The organism is Heyndrickxia sp. FSL W8-0423, from assembly GCF_038009395.1.
In the GTDB taxonomy this organism is placed as follows: Bacteria; Bacillota; Bacilli; order Bacillales; family Bacillaceae_C; genus Heyndrickxia; species Heyndrickxia sporothermodurans.
Genome location: NZ_JBBPBE010000001.1, coordinates 296,609 through 316,514, shown reverse-complemented (window position 1 = coordinate 316,514; position 19,906 = coordinate 296,609). Strand labels below are relative to the sequence as shown.

13 protein-coding genes are annotated in these 19,906 nt (G+C 35.3%); 9 read left to right on the top strand and 4 right to left on the bottom strand.

Annotated features, from left to right (window positions below):
• Window positions 1–283: 283 nt before the first annotated feature.
• Window positions 284–1,318: a M14 family metallopeptidase gene (locus MKY81_RS01420; protein ID WP_341116344.1), complete on the bottom strand. Its 1,035-nt coding sequence runs from the start codon at window positions 1,316–1,318 to the stop codon at window positions 284–286.
• Between the two features lie 520 nt (window positions 1,319–1,838).
• On the opposite strand from MKY81_RS01420, the gene MKY81_RS01415 reads away from it, so the two are divergent.
• The 5 genes from MKY81_RS01415 to MKY81_RS01395 all read left to right on the top strand — a co-directional run bounded on the left by MKY81_RS01415 (window position 1,839) and on the right by MKY81_RS01395 (window position 12,411).
• Complete coding sequence (locus MKY81_RS01415; protein WP_341116342.1) at window positions 1,839–3,311, top strand: N-acetylmuramoyl-L-alanine amidase; 1,473 nt, start codon at window positions 1,839–1,841, stop codon at window positions 3,309–3,311.
• A 414-nt stretch (window positions 3,312–3,725) separates the two neighbouring features.
• Window positions 3,726–8,411: an Ig-like domain-containing protein gene (locus MKY81_RS01410; protein ID WP_341116340.1), complete on the top strand. Its 4,686-nt coding sequence runs from the start codon at window positions 3,726–3,728 to the stop codon at window positions 8,409–8,411.
• Between the two features lie 466 nt (window positions 8,412–8,877).
• Entirely contained in the window at window positions 8,878–9,366 is a 489-nt protein-coding gene (locus MKY81_RS01405; protein WP_066231885.1) for a zinc ribbon domain-containing protein, read from the top strand.
• A gap of 20 nt (window positions 9,367–9,386) precedes the next feature.
• A complete protein-coding gene (locus tag MKY81_RS01400; protein ID WP_165797750.1) occupies window positions 9,387–11,015 on the top strand; it encodes a zinc ribbon domain-containing protein in 1,629 nt (542 codons plus the stop codon).
• Between the two features lie 13 nt (window positions 11,016–11,028).
• Entirely contained in the window at window positions 11,029–12,411 is a 1,383-nt protein-coding gene (locus MKY81_RS01395; RefSeq protein WP_066231894.1) for a zinc ribbon domain-containing protein, read from the top strand.
• Window positions 12,412–13,021: 610 nt separating this feature from the next.
• On the opposite strand, the gene MKY81_RS01390 is transcribed toward MKY81_RS01395, so the two are convergent.
• Complete coding sequence (locus MKY81_RS01390) at window positions 13,022–14,659, bottom strand: Ig-like domain-containing protein (protein WP_341116336.1); 1,638 nt, start codon at window positions 14,657–14,659, stop codon at window positions 13,022–13,024.
• A gap of 193 nt (window positions 14,660–14,852) precedes the next feature.
• On the opposite strand from MKY81_RS01390, the gene MKY81_RS01385 reads away from it, so the two are divergent.
• From MKY81_RS01385 to MKY81_RS01370, 4 genes are all read left to right on the top strand, one after another.
• Window positions 14,853–15,104: a hypothetical protein gene (locus MKY81_RS01385; RefSeq protein WP_066231898.1), complete on the top strand. Its 252-nt coding sequence runs from the start codon at window positions 14,853–14,855 to the stop codon at window positions 15,102–15,104.
• Between the two features lie 253 nt (window positions 15,105–15,357).
• Window positions 15,358–15,687 (top strand): hypothetical protein, encoded by a 330-nt coding sequence (locus MKY81_RS01380; RefSeq protein WP_325947616.1) that lies wholly within the window; start codon window positions 15,358–15,360, stop codon window positions 15,685–15,687.
• 11 nt (window positions 15,688–15,698) lie between these two features.
• Complete coding sequence (locus tag MKY81_RS01375; protein ID WP_341116333.1) at window positions 15,699–15,938, top strand: hypothetical protein; 240 nt, start codon at window positions 15,699–15,701, stop codon at window positions 15,936–15,938.
• Window positions 15,939–15,942: 4 nt separating this feature from the next.
• Window positions 15,943–16,467 (top strand): hypothetical protein, encoded by a 525-nt coding sequence (locus tag MKY81_RS01370; RefSeq protein WP_066231903.1) that lies wholly within the window; start codon window positions 15,943–15,945, stop codon window positions 16,465–16,467.
• Window positions 16,468–16,679: 212 nt separating this feature from the next.
• On the opposite strand, the gene MKY81_RS01365 is transcribed toward MKY81_RS01370, so the two are convergent.
• Both MKY81_RS01365 and MKY81_RS01360 read right to left on the bottom strand, forming a co-directional pair.
• Window positions 16,680–18,116, bottom strand: a complete 1,437-nt coding sequence (locus MKY81_RS01365) for a WG repeat-containing protein (protein ID WP_341116330.1) — start codon at window positions 18,114–18,116, stop codon at window positions 16,680–16,682.
• Window positions 18,117–18,247: 131 nt separating this feature from the next.
• A complete protein-coding gene (locus MKY81_RS01360) occupies window positions 18,248–19,798 on the bottom strand; it encodes a multicopper oxidase family protein (RefSeq protein WP_280523950.1) in 1,551 nt (516 codons plus the stop codon).
• Window positions 19,799–19,906: the final 108 nt, after the last annotated feature.

Below are 19,906 nucleotides of genomic sequence, written 5' to 3'. Positions count from 1 at the left end.
ATTTAAAAAATTTAATCCGATAGGGAAAAATACATTCTTATTAGATATGTAAAAATTCTCACTTCTTCTCCCTAATATAGACGTTTATTCGACAAAAAAAGATTCAACCGATTAATGTATTTTTTTAAAGGAAAGTATAACATTTCAATCCTATCCAGCTCAAAGTCTAGCCCCACAAGGTTAAAACCTCCCGACAATAAAAGTCAAAGAGCGACCTTTTTTGCGAGAAGATCAAAATTCGGATTTTCTTTGCAAAACAAAAGCTTGTCAAGCCTAATCAGGGCTAATGCTTTTTAAATAATGAATATCCATGTTTCGCTACATATAGACCAACAAACTTATTTTCTTTCCATGATTGTTTAAATTGAGAGACTTTGAGATTCGTATTTCCGGGATATGTTCCAATCTCAAGGGTAAAGCCAGGTCGTTTGTATTTAGAAATGAACCAATCAGTAAGGCCACCGCCGGATGGATTTTTCTCAGGATAAATAAGTTTATATTTTGTCAATTTCCCAATTGCTTTCGCATACGCTAGATCCCGTTTGTATAATGCTTTCGACTGATGGAAATTCCAATAAAGAATTTTGCCAGCTGTATGGTAGGCAACCGTCATTTCGGGATTTATTTTTTTCACGAAAGCAACGATCGCCTTCGTTTCTTTTGCCGTCACGGGTGCTTTTCCTTTATAAAGGCTCCAGCTTGGCTTTCCAGGGTTCGACTTAATATGCTTCCAATCGGCATCATATTGCCGGTTCAAATCGACACCTTTCCCATTCGATTTCCATCTTTTGGAATTTTTACTTCCTTCATTCATTTTAATTAATTTCGCATGATCTTTTTTCGGGAAAGCTTTTAACCCAGACTGCTGTAGTGTGACCCCATCAGGATTCACCATTGGAACAAACCAAATCGTCGTTTGACTCAATATCTTTTTCACATCATAGCCATTGATTTTTTTATTCGACAAATAGTATTGAGCGTATTGATCAAGCATATACATATTGAGATTCGTCGTCAGCCATTCCCTTGCATGATGGGAACCATTTATAAAAACCGTCGATTTCCCTGTGCCTAAAGAAATAGCATAAATTGGTTTGCCATATTCACTTTTACCAATCGTTCGATAATGAATAATAGATGGATATTTTTTGGCAAGTTTTTTAATATCTCGAACCATTTTATTATACGTATATGTTTGGTTAGGATTTACAATGTCTTTACTTGCGGCATGAACTGAGCTTAAGCTGGATGGCATACACATGCAGCAGAAGAATAGTATGCAGAAGATGAAAAGGAGCGAAGCAACACGCTTTTTCAAATCTGTATCCACCTCCAATAATAGATAAATAGATTTAGCTATCTTAAATAATACTATATTTTGTGAGGAAATTTGACATAATTTTTCACAATTTTTGCGTAAAATAGATTACAAATGTATTACAAAAAGACTAGTCTAAAAGCAGGGGGAGAATAGTGGAAAAAATAATCATAACTGTCATCAACCTATGAAACAGGCCGTTAAGAAAATACGTATAATTTTTATCATAAAATTAAGTTGTAAACACTAAAGAGCCCAAACTCAGTTGTGAGAGGGCTTTTTTTCTTATGATTAATGACATCTAACTCCATAAATCAACATTCGACAAAGCGCAAAGTATTTTGTCTAAATTTCTCGGGAAATGTCTTGTGTTCCATATGACCTATCGCAAAGGCGTGTAGTTCAAAAGAACCAATTCCTTATAACTAGGACCTTTTTTCTACAAAACTACCAAATTTATTGTCGAATTATGATAGAATATGACATGGCAAAATATTACTAAAAGAGGGGGGCGAATCTGATGAAAAAAATTCTATTCTTTATCATGGCAATCATTCTTATGTTTACTTCTTTCGGAAACATCGGATATGCCGCAAGTGCTAAACCACCTAATATAAAGAAAATAAAACCATTAGGTGAATATACCGTCACAGCCACTAGTCTTTATATTCGAAAAGGACCGAGCGCAAAATATAAAACTCTCGGTTATGTAAAGAAGAATAAAAAAGTTAAAGTGTACGAGATTAAAAAAAGCTGGGCGTATATTACTTACGGAAGTACAAAGGGATATGTAAGTTCGAAATATTTAAAAAAGGTCACTGCTAAAAAGAAACCAACGATTGTGAAGAAGAATACAACCTCTAAAGTGAAAAAAGCAATCGGTGAACGTATCGTCAATGCAACGACACTTTATGTTCGCAAAGGACCCGGAACGAAATACAAATCAGTTGGCTATCTAAAAAAGAACAAGAAAGTTAAAATTTATGAAATTAAAGGCAATTGGGTATACATAATTGATGGCAAACTAAAAGGATATGTCAGCAAAACCTATTTAAAAACAGTGAAGAAGCCGACGCCGGTTAAAAAAGCGGCACCAAAACCGGTGGCGAAACCAAACCCAAAACCGGCAAATACAAAACCGGTGGCGAAACCAAACCCAAAGCCTGCGCCAAAACCAACTCCGGCACCATCCAAACCGAAACCAAGCATACCAACGGTTAATGGACACGGACAATCCTATGGACAGCGCATTGTCAACGTTTCAGAACTAAATGTCCGCAAAACGCGAAGTACTAAAGGCAAACCGGTAGGAGTATTGAAAAAGGGAACAAAAGTTACTATGTACGACGTTAAATCAGGCTGGGCATATGTAACCTCAGGGAAAATAGCTGGCTATGTTAGTACACAATATCTCCAATCTACCACACCTGCCAACCGAAAAATCATCGTTATTGATGCAGGCCATGGTGGAAAGGACCCGGGAGCAAGCGGAAATAAGCTGGTAGAAAAAGAGGTTACATTAAATGTAGCTCAACGTGTTGAAAAACTATTGAAAAGTGCGGGAATCGAAGTAGTGATGACGCGTACCGGTGATACATATCCAACGCTGGAAGATCGTATCGATACTGGGGTAAAAGCAAACGCTGATACATTTGTCAGCATTCATTGCAATTTCTTTTCAAAAGCAAGTGCCAATGGAACCGAAACATATTACCATAATGGTGGACCGGCAGACCGAGCGAATCATAGTAAGCAGCTTGCAACCTTTATCAACGAACGCCTCGTACAAGCAATTGACACGACCAATCGAGGTGTAAAAAAAGAAGAATACCGAGTGATTAATTCCAATCCACTTGCAGCGGTTCTTGTGGAACTCGGATTCCTATCTAATAAACAAGACGCAAGTAAACTTGCATCCAATAAATATAGAGACATTGCAGCAAAAGCAATATACCAAGGAATTTTGGATTACTATAAATATATAGGGAAGTAAAGAAACGGGCGATCGCCCGTTTTTTTGATGTTGGGGGTACCCAATTCGACCAGGAATACAAGAAAAAGCAAACACGAGATGCACGAACGCCCTCCATTTCGACCTCATTTTTACTTTTTTAACGAAAAAGCCATTTATCACTCTAGTAAAAAAGCCTTTTATATTATCCAATGGATGTAAAATAAATAATCAATTAGTAGAACATTATAAATTTTTGACTAATTTAGTATATTCTCTATTTACTAAACGTATTAAAAGTGATAAGTTTTTATCGTATAGGTTAATTTGTCCTACCTATGCAATTTTTTCTATTAATTTGAAAGGGGGCTATAAAACTAGTCTTTTTGGAAGAAGCTTTGTTGATAATCAACAGAGTCATTTTTTGTCTTAAAAACTAGAAACGGGGGGAAACGTGTGAAGCAGTTCAAGAAAATGAAGAAAATAGCACTCATGATGATTATTTTCTTCCTTGCATTCTCAAGTGCGTTCGCAGGTACAAAGGCAAATGCGCAAACGAATTCAAGCACCAAATCACAGTTAAAACAATCATTAAATAAGAAAAATCGATTAGGTGAATTAAAAAATTCACAAAAGTATAAAAGCAACGAAAAAGTCCGTGTTATCGTTGAGTTAAAAGGCCAACCAGCGATTGAATATGCGACAAAGCAAGGGAAACGCTATAAAGACCTACCAAAATCAAAACAAGCCTCACTACAATCAGATGTAAATAAACAACAAACCAATTTTATTTCAGATGTAAAAGAAAAGAAAATCAACCTTAAAGTTGAAAATAAGTTTACAACCGTTGTAAACGGAATAAGTGGTCATATTGAATATGGAAAAATTAATGAGCTAAAAAAGCTTCCGAATGTAGCAAATGTCTACATTACAAATAAATATGAGCGTCCTAAAGTAACACCACAAATGATCTCAAGTAAAGATCTTGTAGGTGCAAAAGAAACATGGGATCTTAAATACAAAGGTGACGGAATGGTTGTCGGTGTCATCGATACAGGAATCGATTCTAGTCATAAAGATATGATCCTATCAGATAATAAAAAAGCGAAACTATCGGAAAACTCCGTAAAAGATATCATTACAAAGGACAAGCTTCCGGGAAAATACTACACAGAAAAAGTTCCTTATGGATACAACTATGCAGATAAAAACGATGAAATTAGGGATCTAGGTCCTGATGCATCAATGCATGGTATGCACGTATCAGGTACTGTTGCAGCAAACGGGGACGAAAAAAATGGTGGAATTCAAGGGGTTGCACCTGAAGCACAATTACTAGCACTTAAAGTATTCGGAAACGACCCAGCAATGCCGTCGACATTCGGTGATATTTATATTAAAGCAATTGATGATGGTATTCAGCTTGGTGCTGATGTAATGAACATGAGCTTAGGTTCAACAGCATCATTTGTTGATAAAAATGATCCTGAACAACAAGCGATTAAACGTGCGGTAGACAATGGTGTGTTAATGTCAATTTCTGCAGGTAACTCAACAAATATTGGTGGCGGAACACTTAACCCATTAGCATCCAACCCGGATATCGGTCTTGTTGGTGCTCCAAGTCTTTCGCCGGAATCCATTTCTGTCGCATCTTTTGAAAATTCAAAAATGCAAGTGGATGGCCTTGAATATGATATTAACGGTGAAAAAGGGACAGCTGCTTATCTTTCAGCAAGCAGTGTTCATCCAAATGATGTTAAACAAAAAACCTTCGATGTATTGGCAGCGGGAATCGGTGATGTTACCGACTTCGAAGGGAAAGATTTCAAAGGAAAGTATGCGTTAGTACAACGTGGAACACTTGATTTTGTTACAAAGACAAAAAATGCACAGGCAGCAGGAGCAGCTGGTGTAATTATTTACAATAACCAAACAGGTCTCGTAAGTATGGCATCAGAAGCAGCAATTAAAATACCTCAACTATTCATGCTACAAGCAGATGGGGAAAAATTAAAAGCTGAATTGGATAAAGGGAAAGCTGTAAAAATCACTTTCAAAGGTGAAAAATCGGAAATCGATAATCCAAGTGCAGGTCAAATGAGTGACTTTACTTCTTGGGGTGTCACACCAAATCTTGACTTCAAACCGGAAATCACTGCACCAGGTGGACAAATTTATTCAACGCTTAACAACAACCAATATGGTTTAATGAGCGGTACATCAATGGCGGCACCACATGTTGCAGGTGGAGCAGCACTTGTATTAGAGTATATGAAACAAAATGATTTATTTAAAGACTTAACAGGTGCCGAAAAAGTTGAACAGGCAAAAACACTTTTAATGAATACTGCCGTTCCACTTGTTGATCCAGATGTGAAAACATTCTATTCACCTCGCCGTGAAGGTGCTGGATTAATGAAACTTGATGCAGCGGTAACAACACCTGTCTATGTAACCGCAAAAGACACAAACGCACCGAAAGTAAATTTAAAAGAAATTACAAGCAACAAATTCGACTTTACATTAACATTAACGAACTTTAGTGATAAAGATGTAACGTATAAAGTAGACACTAAACCATTAACTGACTTAATCGGAAAAGACAAGGATGGCACATTACTAAATGCAGAAGCAGCACAAGAAATTAAAGATGCAAAAGTATCGGTCGATTCTGAAGTAACTGTTCAAGCGGGTAAAACAAAAGACGTTACAGTAAGCATTGATCTTTCTGAAGCAGATAAAGCACTAACAGCATTAATGAAAAACGGCTACTTCGTTGAAGGATTCGTTACTTTCAAAGATGTGAAAGATGAAGCTCCAAGTCTGTCTGTTCCATACTTAGGCTTCAAAGGTGACTGGAACCAACCACCAGTTCTTGATGCGATGGTATATGATGATGAAGAATCATTCTATGGAGTATCAGAAATGGTTGATGAGAATGGCTATGATTTAGGATTTGATCCTGTAAAAGAAGAATTCTATAAAGATAAAATTGCCATCTCTCCAAATGGTGACGGAGAAAGTGATGCTATTACACCTGTATTATCATTCTTACGAAATAGTAAATCTGTGGAATACAGCATCTTAGATAAAGATAAAAATCAGATCCGTAAATTAAATGTTCATTATGATCAAAGGAAAAACTACTATGATGCTTCAAGACCGGGATCCTATTATTCATACGATTCATTAAATGAATGGAATGGTAAAGCAAATAATAAAGTAGTACCAGATGGTAAATATTACTACCAAATTAAATCGCAAATCGATTACGCTGGTAAAGATCCACAAGTTGTACAAGTACCAGTAATCGTTGATACAAAAGCACCAATCATTAACAATTTGAAATACGATAAAGGAGTTTTATCTTTTAACGCAGCAGATGATGGAAGTGGAATAAGTTACTATGAAATCATTGCAAATGGTGAACTTTTAGGTTACCTTTCTGGTGATGCACAAGCAGTAGCTATTCCTGATCTTGAAAAGGCGTCGATTATTGTTCGTGCTTTTGACTATGCAGGCAACACTGCAACTGTTACGAATGAAGTAAACGATGGTACAATTCCGTATCTTGATCCAAGCACATCTAAACCAGAACCAACAGGTATTTATGATTCAAAAGAAGTTCCTTTTAGTGGTAAAATTACGGCGAAATCACCAATTGATAAGCTAGAGGTTCGAATTAATAGGCAAGAGGGAGCGCCGAATCAAGTAGTCAAAACGCATTGGAATAAAGAAGATGCCACATACGACTTTGACGATACGATCACCTTTAAAGAAGATGGAGTACATGAAATTTTCGTTTTAGGTGTCGATCAAAAAGGAAATAAACTACAATTTGCACGTAAAGTATTTGTAGATACGACTGCACCAACAATTGATGTAAAAGGATTACCTGCAAAAGGACAAGTGGATGTCAACACGAAAGAAGTAAAGGTAACAGCTACAATTGCTGACAACTTCGATGTAATCCGCTTTGTTATGAATGGTGATCAAATAGAGAAAACGGATTTAAAAGAACCATATGAACAAAGAAAGTACTCTAATGATTTTCCATTAACGCTTAGCCTTGATGATAAGCCAGGGGAAAATATTTTTGAATTACAATTGACCGATATAGCTGGTCATGTAACAACAAAAGTAATCAAAATCAACAAAGTAGTACCATTAGCACCAAAAGTGAATCCGGTATCTGATAAAGATACAAAAGTAACAGGAACAGCTTCTAAAAATGCCACTATTTTAGTGAAAAATGGCACGAAACTAGTAGGCGCAAACACAGTTGATAAAGATGGCAAATTTAGAGTTACCCTTAATGGAAAACAAAAGGCAGGATCCAAATTAACTGTCGTTGCTAAAGTAGGCGAATACGAAAGCAAAGCAACAACTGTCACAGTATTAGACAAAACAGCACCTGCAGCACCAAAAGTAAACACAGTATCTGACAAAGATACAAAAGTAACAGGAAAAGCAGAAGCAGGCTCAAAAGTCACTGTCAAAGCTGGCAAATCAACACTTGGTACGGCGACAGCAGACAAAGCCGGCAAATTCACTGTGAAAATTAAGAAACAAAAAGCCGGAACAAAACTATCTGTTACCGCAACAGATAAAGCAAAAAATGTAAGTAAAGCAACAACAGTAACTGTCGTTGACAAAACAGCTCCAAAAGCACCAACAGTCAACACAGTAACAAGCAGCACAACAAAAGTAACAGGAAAAGCGGAAGCTGGTTCAACGGTTACAATTAAGGCAGGCAAGAAGAAACTGGGTTCTGCCAAAGCGGATAAAAATGGCAAGTTCAGCGTGAAGATTAAAGCGCAAAAAGCCGGAACAAAACTATCCGTTACAGCAACTGACAAAGCGAAAAACGTCAGCAAAGCAAAAAATGTAACTGTCCAAACACCAACACCAACCGTAAATACGGTTAAATCAAGCTCGACGAAAGTAACAGGAAAAGCAAAAGCTGGTTCGACTGTTTATGTAAAAGCCGGAAGCAAAACACTCGGCCATGCCAAAGCAAACAAATCCGGCAAATACACAGTCAAAATCAAAAAACAAAAAGCCGGCAAAACGTTAACCGTTTATGCGGTAGAAAATGGCAAGAAGAGTGCATCTAAAAAGGTAGTTGTAAAAAAATAATAGAGAATTGTTCAAACATTGCAGGTCCCAATTTTCTTTGACACGAAGACAGAGAGTATCGAACTCTCTGTCTTTTTTTATCGGAAAAATGTTAGCCGATCAAGTTGTTAATACCAATCATAAAAAAGAGAGAACCACTCAAAAAAATACTCACCAATCAATCGATTAAGAAAGAACCGATCAAAAATAAGAATGAACCAATCAAAAACCATCGGATTTCATACAATTGCAATAAAGGATGTCATTTTATGATAATTTTTGTAAAACTCTACCGAAAGTTATTGACATAAATTTAAGAAAAAATTTAAAATCATAAAGGGGCAGGAAAAATATACTAGTACTATTTTACTGTTGTCGATATTTTGAGTGAATCATAGTTAATTTGTATTCATACTAACGATCTACCTAAGTAGAAAATTAATCTCAATTATTGGCAATACAAGATTTCAAAATCGGAGGGGAAAAAATGAGCGACTTACAAACAAAGCTCGGTGGAGGAATGAATATACTCCAAGATAGTTTACAACAAGGAAAACAGAAGCTACAGACGGCCCAAGAGATTAGCCAATTGAAAAAGCTTGTACAGGAAAACATGACCAAACGTGCAGAGTTAATCCTTCAATTAGGTGAGTCAGTGTATCGGCTGCATCGTGAGGGGGAGATCATTCAATCTGAATTCAGTGATATTACACAATCTATTGTCGCACTCGATAAAATGATCTTTAATGCCCAAAAAAGTATTGAATTACAGAGTAAGAAAAATCAAATTGCCCATAAATGCCAGTGTGGTGCTTCTATTAGTGAAAATGACAAATTCTGTGGTGTCTGTGGTACGAAGGTAGAGATTCAATCAGAAGTTGATTTGGGATCGACCATTGTATGCCAGTCATGTGAAGAGGAAATTCCTGAAACTTCATCTTTTTGCAAATGCTGTGGAATGAAAGTTGCCATCTAATCAACGGGGGGAAGAGATCTATGTATTGTAGTACATGTGGGCATTTAAATAATAAACATGATTTATACTGCTCAAATGATGGGACAAGGTTAAAGAAAACAGATATAAAAGTAAATTTTCGTGAGAATGGTGCTTTTTGCGCATCATGTGGAACGAAAACGAGTAAATCGGATTCATACTGTTCCTCTTGCGGACATGTTCTAGTAAGTGGTCAAGTCGCGGCCCGGAACGGTACGAATGAAGTTGTTTGGACAAAATCTGCTGATCTAACAAATATTCCTGCACAAAAGTGGTTTAAATTTAATTTTGACATAAAGCAGTCTCTGCTCTCTGCTGTTGCCGCTTTTGTAGTGGTCATTGTATTTGCGTTGATCTTAATGACAGGCTCGAAATCTATATTAAATAGCTTGATAACTGAGAGTATGGATGGCACAAATTTTACTGATATGTTATCGGAAATTGAAACAGAGACGGACACGAATATGCCTAAATTAGATTCGATTGTTGGATTTACAGATTATGTGATGGCCGAACACTTACAAATACCTAAGATTGCGGCAAGTGTAAAGGGTAGTGCTTTTGGAGACGAAGGCTATTTTAATGGCAGTGTGACCGTTGGAATCGGAATGCTCATTTATTTAATTGGTCCATTCATAGGATTATTTTTGGCAGGCATTTATGCCGGAAGAAAGATTCAAAATACCTCATTGATGAAACGATTCAATCAATCTATTGGAATCGGAATTTGTTATGCTATCATTCTTTCTATTTTTTCATTGTTCAGTGGATTTTCAAAGAAAATCAATATTCACGATCACGGATTTAATATTAGTTTTCACATGGGAGTAAACTATTCCATTTTTGGTGTTTTCGTGTCAACTCTATTTTTTGGAATCTTATTTAGCTTTTTAGGAATACTTTTTGCTATGAATTTTAGAAAAACGACAGGTAATCTTAAAGAAATTCCGCAATTTGGTCAAGCAATTCATCAAGGTTTTTCCGTATTCTATAGAGGTTTTGGCCTGTTTGCTATTGTTTCGATTATTGTGTTTTGGGTTATTGGCTCTAAATATAACTTCTTTGAATATCTTGAGCAAAATATTGATTTCTTTACTGTGAGTAAAATGAAGGTATTTTATTATTTAACATTTGGATTACAATTCGGGTTTTATATTTGGTCCTCGTTACATTTCGCACCATTCGGTTTCAATTATAATGTAGGTAATGAAAAGGGGAATCTTGCCTATCACATTTTCTCCGGATTTAAAGGCGAAGGTTCGGTAAGTGAAGGGATGTGGGTTTTAGAAAATTCATTTACTTCACATCATATCGATCTTTATTTAAAACTAGCGATAATTATTCCTATTGCTCTATTTTTATATGCTGGATACAAAATGGGGAAATCAAAAACATTTAGTTGGAAGTCAGTTATTCTTTTTTCCCTTATTTACTCATTATTCATGAGTATAACCGCTGGATTCACAAATTTGGAAATGGTCTTAAAATACAATGGTACGGATGTAATCAACAAGCCAACCTCTTTATTTTTTGGCTTTCATCCGTTTGGAATGTTTATTCGAAGTTTCATCTTTTCATTCATCGTATCTTATGCCGGCTCCTTTATAAATAAGATCGTGAAGAAAGCATAGGAGGGAAATGAATATGACTTTTTGTAAGAATTGTGGAAGCAAGCTTCAGCAGGGACAAACATTTTGTAATCAATGTGGTGAAAAAAACGGGGAAGAGGTACCATTGCAACCATCCTCAACAAGGGTGAAAAGCTCCTATCACTTTCCGAAAAAAGCATGGTATTATATTATTCCTATATTTGCTCTCGTCATTATTGTAATAGGAGCCTATCTTTTTTTATCAGAGCAATATAAACCGAATAAGGTTATTGATAAATTTGAAACTGCTGTAAAAAAGAAAGATACGAAAGATTTAACAAAGCTCATGAATGATGGCCAAACAGAAATTCTCGTAAAAGCAGATGATGTTGAGGGGTATATCTCTTATTTGACAAAGGAAAATGAATTCTCGGACTTAGTAAAACAGCTCCAAAAACAAAGCAGTCAGATTAAAGGTGATCAAAAGTTATACCCAATAAAGGATCAATACGGGAATGAATTATTTATTTTACAAAAGAAAGCTAAGAAAAAATGGGGCATTTTTGACCAATATGTTATAAAATTTATCCCTATCGATGTTAAGGTCTCCTCAAATTTCCCAAATACGAAGGTATCTATAAAAGGGAAAAAAGCAAAAACAATACAGTCGGAAGATGATGTGGTAGATCTCGGCAAAACGTTCCCTGGTACATTCCAAATTGAAGCTGAAAGCGTTGGTAAATATTCTACTTTTAAAGCAAAAGAAAAAGTAGACTTTTCAGAGGCAAGCGACAATGTGTTGGAGCATCAAATAAATTTCGAAGGTGACTACATAAGTGTCTATTCAAATTACAGTGATGCCGAAATCTTTATTAATGACAAAGATATCGGAATGTCTGTAGGTGATTCAGAAGAAATTGGTCCAATCGCAACAGATGGTTCTGTCAAAATTTATGCCAAACGAAATTTCCCGACAGGTTCTAAAAAATCCCAAATTATTACCGTTACAAGTAATGACGATATCAACTTAACCTTTGATGAATCACCAACGGAAAAGGTAGAGGATCCACAAACAGCTTTAACGGACTTTATGAGATCATACTTATCGGATAGTGTGTCAGCCATTAATTCCAATGACTTTTCCTATGTATCTGATAAACTTGACCCAGATGGTCCAGCATACAAGGAATCTAAAGATTACGCAAAATATTTATACGAAAAAGGAATAACAGAAGAAAGCCTAAATGTGGAAGTAACCGACTACAAAATATTGGATGCAACTACGTTTGAAGTATCTACCTATGAAGAATATAATATCTATTCTCCTAAGAAGGATGAGGATAAATTTCGAGCGTATAAATCGATTTATAAGATTAAAGTAGATGCCGATTGGAATTTTAAGGTGAATAAGCTTGTTAAGACGACGGAAATAAAGTAACAAAAATGTGCCCTTGGATCATGTTGTCCAAGGGTACTTTAGTCTTAATAATATGGTTTTGTTTAATTGTAAACTATCGGATTATATCCCATAAATAACTTATGGAAAAGTTTGGGGAATTCACCATGCTAAACCTCGAAATGGGATAGGCGGAGAATTTCCGGCTAATGTATCTAATGGAGGATTAAGAAGCAGAAATAAGCGGAATTTTTCCGATTAACTGCTCTAAATAAGCCGAAATCCAAAGATTTGAATAAAATAAGCGGAAAAATTCCCTCTATTTTGAGGGAAATATGGGTATTTCCCAAATTAAGCGGAATTTTTCCGTTTATTTTTCAAACATAGTGAAACCAACATGCAGTTTAACACCGCTATAATCAAGTCTGTTAATCGGATTCATTTGCATCCAATTATCGGGAAGAGAATATCTATTCGCAAGTTGATATTACTTATCAAGATTTTTTGTTTCTAAGTTTTTAAAAATTTTACGGGCATATTGTTTACTTTTACCTAATTCTTAGAAAATAGCGTATTCTTTGTCCTAAAAAAAAGCAGAGATCCAATCATTCAAAAGGCTCTCTGTTTTCCGTTATCGTATAAAAATTTCCTCTTACTTTACCTTCACTGTTTTGGAACCACTCTTATTCCCGGCTTTATCCTTTGCATAAACAACTAATTTCGAACCTTTTTTTTGCTTTGATATTTTCGCTTTAAAGGTACCTTTTTTTCCTACGGTCGCTTTTCCGACTAGCTTCGATCCTTTATACACATAAATAGTCGAAGCTTTTTCCCCTTTACCTTCTACGTAGGTTACTGTTGCTTTCTTAATTGTTGGTGTTTTTGGAGGAGTTTTATCTAGAACAGTAATGGATACTTTCTTTGTGCCATATTTGTTTTTGGCACTGACTTCAATTTTTGTTCCAGCCTTTTGCTTCGGAATATTAATGGAAAAGGCCCCCACTGAATTTGCCTTCTTCTTATAGGTTTTTCCTGAAGCTTTTACAATAACTTCTTGATTTTTAGCTGTTTTTCCCTTTATAACAGTTGATTTATCACTTACTTTATCGACTGTTAACGGAGCGAGCACCACGGGTGAAGTAATTTTTAAAGTGTATTTCCCTGTATTGTCATCCCAGTCATACTTATTATAAACCTTAAAGAAATAAGTTCCTTTTTTTAATTCAATTGTTTTAGAATATTTTGCAGGGTTTTTTGAGCTTCCTTCTACATAATCGCTTAATAGCTCATCATTTTGACTATTAATCAGTTGGAAAAAAGTAGTCTCATCAACATAAGAAACACTATTAAAAGTAACCTTTCCTGACTTTGGAAGGGTAAATTTATAATAATCAATAGTATCGTTCCAAGATAAGAAGCCTGTTACTGTTTGAGAAAATGGAAGAGCTTGTGCCTCAATCGTTCCATTGTTTGATTCTTTTTCATTATTATTTGCTGGGGTAAAGGAAGTTTTTAAAATATATTTCCCTGTATTGTCATCCCAATCATACTTATTGTACACTTCTAGATAATAGTCACCTGGCTCTAAATCCACCCAGTTATAGTATTTTGCAGGGTTTTTTGAACTACCTTCCGTATAATGGTCAAAAACTGTCTCATTATTATTATCAAGTAATTTAATATAAGTGTTTGAGTCGATATAGGTATTCAAGTCGATATGAAATCGTCCAGCCTTCGGAAGTGTTACTTTATAGAAATCAACCTCATCATTCCAGGATAAAAAGCCTGTTACAGCTTGATTGAATTTTAACGGTTGTGCGTTTACTGTTCCATTGTTTTGTTCGACTTCATTATTATTTGCCGCAGTAAAAGTGGCTTTTAAAGTGTAATTCCCGATATTCTCGTCCCAGTCATATTTATTGTAAATTTCTACAAAATATTTCCCTGGTTCTAAATCCACCCAATTCGTATATTTAGCAGGACTTTCTGAACTACCTGAAGTATAATCATCGAATACGACATCATTTTCATCATCTAATAGTCGAATGTAAGTGTCGGAATCTACATAAGAGGTAACATTTAGAAAGAATCTGCCTGCCTTGTTTAATTCAACAGTATATGTATTGCTGGTGATGTTTTTCGTAAGAACACCTTTTACATTTGTATTTAAAGGTAAATTAAATTCTGCAGCAGCTGCTTTCTTTGCAAATAGATGAACTCCGCTTAATAGAAGAGCCAGAATGACAACTATTTTTGCATTAAGACTTATTGCTTTCATCATACGATTCATAAATAATCCCCCAATTATAATTTTTTTAAAATACAGAAGTTTCCAATTTTATGAAAATGCCATCCCTCCTTGATGAAAAAGTGCCATACTAGTAACTCTTAGATTCCAATCTATAGGTGAAATACCGTTAGCATCCTGAAATCGAAAGAGTTTGCCTTTTCCATTTTTGGAAGTTTCATAAGATAAAAGTTACATGAAACAATGTAATTATAAAGAACTATATCGAATCTGTAAAGAAAATTTTACCATTTTATTACGTGGACTAGAAAACATAAAGATTATGCATATCATTAAATTAATTGTATTCGGAAATAGTGTGATAAGAGGGCTAGATAATGGGATTGAAATCAATCAATATACTAAATCGAAGGACGGATGGTCCATATGGAAGGGATCAAGCAAGAAAATACATATTTTAACGGTTATATTTTTTCCTGCATTTTAATAATATTCGTCAAAAAAAAAGGAAAATATTTATAAAATGTCGAATAACTAAATAGGTAAATAGTTTTAGAGAATTCCCAAAATGTAATAAACCTAAATAGTAGACTTTTGGTTTTACCTTCAGTAAATCAATCGATTTAAAGGTATAGTGAAATATTAAATGCATGAAAATAATCCGTAAAGAACTTTCTTTCTTATACTAAAGTCCTAATTATACAAAAAGAACTATATGTTAAAATAAAGGGAGGAAAATAATGAATAAACAAAATCCAATTAAATTACACGGAAATTGGATAGAAGGGTTTGCTTTTGATTATCATATAATTTACAGCGAATACTTAGGAGTAGACGAATGGGGCCGTGAGCTGTTCGATACAAAAAGAACCGAAATTGGTCAGCTACTTTATGAATTAAAGTATAAAAAAGACAAACTTAAGGCTGAAAGTATTGTCCAGTTAATAGGGCCTTTTCTTAATCTTTGGGGTATCTCTAACAAAATTGATTACATTATACCTGTTCCACCTTCAATAGAAAGAAGATTTCAACCAGTTTTCGAATTAAGTCAAAAAATAGGCGAGCATTAAAAAAACAGGTCTTGTTTGATGTTGTTAAAAAGAATAATCCTACACAATCCAAAAATTTGGTGACAGATAATAAAAATGAAATTACAGGATCAATTGTTAGAACAAAGCGTTTTCTAAGAAAAGTAAATTTATTAATTATTGATGATTTATATCAATCGGGAAAAACTTTAAATGAAACAGCGAAAGAATTGAAGAATGATCAAAACGTAAATAACATATATGTATTAACAATGACCAAAACAAGAAGGTGAAAAAATGAATGTTTTTATAGCGGGACCTAGGGCTATTTCTAGATTAAATAAGGATGTAATGGAAAGACTAAACAATATTATTAAAAATAATTTCACGGTTCTAGTTGGAGATGCGAACGGAGTTGACAAACAAATTCAGGAATTTTGCCATTCATTAAACTACAATAAGGTAAGAGTATTCGCATCAAACGGAAAAGCTAGAAATAATATTGGAGAATGGGAAGTTTATAAAGTAGATGTAGATAGAAACGTGAAGGGTTTCGATTTTTACGCTGCAAAGGATTTGGAAATGGCTAAAAAGGCAGATTACGGATTTATGATATGGAATGGTAAAAGTAAGGGTACGCTAAATAATATTCATAATCTTGTTAATTTAAATAAAAAGGTATTAGTTTACTTTACTCCAGATAAACAATTTTATACGATTCGTTCTTTGAATGATGTAAATAAATTGGGGAACAAGTCTAATAAGAATAGTGACATTGATAATGGTATAAAAAAAAATGAACAAATGTCATTGTTCAAGTAGTTAACTGGAGATTAAAAGGATATCGCCAGCGGGATAATTGATTAACTCATTTCGTGAAGAGTTAAACTTCGGTAACTATAAATACGCAATCACTGACAAACAAATATCATCCGAGAATATTAATCAAAAAGATGAAAGAACCGATCAAACTCTAAGCACAAGGACAAAACAAAGACCAAATCAATATACGATTTGGTCTTTGTCTAGTCTTCTTAATAATAGCTCAATTTTATAACTACTTTCCCTTTTTTATCAATGAATCCCGCCTTTCCATTTTTCTTCACGTAAGCGAGCCCTTCTTTGAAAGCTCCGACTTGATCATATTTAGGAGTTACGACAACTTGCCCTTTGTCATTGATAAATCCGTATTTTCCTTTATAGGAAATAAAGGTTATATAATTTTCGGACTTGTAAAACATGCCGATATCTTCATATTTTGGCTTAACGATCACTTTTCCCGATGAAGTGGCGATCCCATATTTAGATCCTTTCATGATGCGGATCAACCCTTTATGTTGAAATGGATCGATACGGTCATATATCGGTTTAATGATGACTTTACCTTTGCTATTTAGAGCACCTTCTTTGTTATTTTTCTTAAAAATAACAAAATTACCTGTAAACTCACCGTCTCCGTAGGGTGCAGCTCTTAAATATTCATAAGTTGGTTTTACAATTATCGCGCCTTTTGTATTAATCAAACCGTATTTCTTATTTTTACTAATAATCGCTAAACCGTTTTTGTTAAATAAACTAATTGAGTCATAATTGAAATCGAGAATGACTTTCCCTTTTTTATTTATCACTCCATATTTTCCGTTTTTCATAACAACTGCGGCATCTTGCCAAAATTCATAAAGTGAACTTCCATCGGAATCGTAAGCTTCCTCGTATTGTGGTTTAACAATCACTTTTCCGTTTGTATTGATATAGCCTAGCTTTCCTTCGACTATAACTGGAGCAAGCCCTCTTCTAAATACACTGACGGAATCATAGAGCGGTTCGGTAATAATTTTCCCTTTCGCACTAATGAACCCGTACTTATCTTTTATCATTGTTTGGGCAAACCCATTAAATAACGTGGAAATACGGTCATATTTTGGGGTAACGATGATTTTTCCACATGTGTTAATTATTCCGTATTTGCCATCTTTCTTTATTTTGAATGTCCCATTTCCAAAATGGCTGATAGATTGATAAACTGGTTTTACGATAACTTTTCCTTGCTTATTCAGTAACCCATGCTTTTTATTTTGCGAAAAAGTAAACACTCCGCCAGTATTATCGTTGATTTTATCATAGGTTTGCTTGAGTATAACTTTCCCATTTTTATCGATGATTCCATACTTTCCTTTGTATTTAAAGTAGGCAACACCGTTTTTGAATCTGTCAATTTCCTCATACTTCGGTTTTACAATCGTTTTTCCGTTAGTATTGATTAATCCATACTTATTGTTCTTTATCACTATGATCGGATTATTTAAACCGACCTCGGTAAAATCATACTGTGGGGTAACAATGACTTTCCCTTTTTGATTAATGAACCCGTATTTCTTGTTCTTTTTTACACGTATTAAATTTGCACGTTCGGATTGATCGATTTCTTCATATAGCGGTTTAATGGCAACTTTCCCTTTTTTATCTAACATTCCATATTTCCCATTTTTGTACTGCACCCCAAAAATTAGAGTGAAAATCTAACTTTTGGGGTGTTTATTTATGGCTAACTATAGTGAGATAGAATAGGACAGTGGACGGGATCAATAGTCCCGCTATCCTATTACTCTATCACTTTCATCGGCCGCATCATATCATAATCTTCATGCTCCAAAATATGACAATGCCAAACATAATCACCTGTGAAATTTTCAAACCGCATAATGATGCTTGTGACCATCCCGGGATCGGCCCTCACTGTGTCTTTCCATCCCTTTTCATTGTCATTAGGCTCTATCGCTGGTCCTGTATATTGAATATAGCCGTCTTCTAGGAAGCGATCCAAATTGAATGGTCTTCGATGTAAAATTTTAAACTGGACAAGGTGGACATGGATTGGATGGGCGAATGGGGTTGTATTGATAAATTTCCAAATCTCAACACTATTTAGCGAAGGTGTTTCGGTTACTGGATCATCCCACATGCGATGGTCGAGCAATAGCATTGGTCGGTTATATTGATCGATTGTTGCCCCCACTGTCAACAATCTCGTTTTTGTGGCCATTTCCTCCGTTAACGGTTCATCAGTACAAAGTGATGACGGAATTTTGCTCATATCTTTTTCCGAAAGTGGTAAGACCACCCGAAATTGCATGATGAAGCCAAGATCTCCTTCGTCATTCGAATTTTTAAGGATCAATGATTGCCCATTTAATGTTGAAAAATCAACGATAATATCCGCTCGTTCTGCCGGTTCTAAAGCGAGTGAGTTTAGTTTAACGGGTTCCGGCAAAAGCCCTCCATCTGTGCCGATTTGATAAAAAGGATGGTCATTTTCAAACTTTAATGTATAGCCGTTCGTATTCGATGCATTTACCAATCGAAAACGATATTTGCGCGGCTCTAGTTTTAAAAAAGGCCAAACCTTCCCATTGACAACAATCGTATTGCCGATAAATGCTGGCACAACCGAAGGATTTACCTCTGCAGGTGGATTAGTATTTTCGGGATAAAATAAAGAACCGTCTGGATTAAATGATTTATCCTGGATCATTAAAGGAATCTCATATTCGCTGCTTGGAAGTTGCAGCTCCTCTTCTAAAGGATCTCGAATGAGGTAAAAACCAGCAAGACCGGAATAGACATTTAATCTAGTAACCCCGAGGGCGTGATCATGGTACCAGAGAGTGGCCCCCATTTGATGATTGGTATATTCATACACCTTTTGTTTAAAGGTTTCCCCTCTAATTTTAAAATTCCGCGTAAACCAAGCATCGGGATGTCCATCACTATCAGATGCGACGTGAGCCCCATGAACATGAACGACTGTTCGAACATCTGGAGAATGAGAAGTCCCATGAAGTGTACGATCGATTGGTAATAGATGTTGACTCGGTAGACGATTCATCCATTTTACTTTAATGGTTTCATCCTTTTTCACATGAAAAGTGGGACCGGGGTACATCCCGTTATATCCCCAAATCGTTGTAGCTGGAAAGTATTTATGAAATTGATGCTTAGCTTCCTTCATTTCAATTGCATAATAAGGATCGTTTTCGTTAACCATTCGATTTGGTTTTGCGATAGCGGGAATCGGTAGTTCATCAACAAATTTCGGAATCGTTTCCGGATTAGAAGGATCAACCCTCGTTTTTTCTGAAGTAGAATGTTGCAAAGAAAACACTTCCTTTTTTTAAACAGTTTATGTAGGTCATTTGTTTATGAATGGGGCAAACGCGGAGATAGCGACTCTTTTGATTAGAATGTATGTTCTCATTTTATT